We start from the raw sequence: 255 nt of genomic DNA on the forward strand, positions 1-255 counted from the left end.
GGAAATTGGCGTTGGCGGTGATGATGGTGCCGTCCATGTTGAACTCGATCACGGCCTGGGCCTTGTCGATCGCCGCGATCTGACCGGCGAGATCGGCGGTCTTCAGCTTCTCCGCGGTGACGTCGGTGGCGAACTTGACGACGCCGAACGGCTTTCCCGTATCGTCCATCACGGGATTGTAGCTCGCCAGAATCCACACCTCTCTGCCGCCCTTACCGATCCGCTTGAATTCGCCGGCCTGGTACTCACCACGGT

Annotated in this window: 1 pseudogene; it reads right to left on the bottom strand. The window is 61.2% G+C overall.

The features are described 5' to 3' along the window. Positions 1-255: pseudogene (locus G8O24_RS47480) on the bottom strand (histidine kinase); the annotation flags it as partial.

It is taken from the genome of Bradyrhizobium campsiandrae, from assembly GCF_014529705.1.
GTDB lineage: Bacteria > Pseudomonadota > Alphaproteobacteria > Rhizobiales > Xanthobacteraceae > Bradyrhizobium > Bradyrhizobium campsiandrae.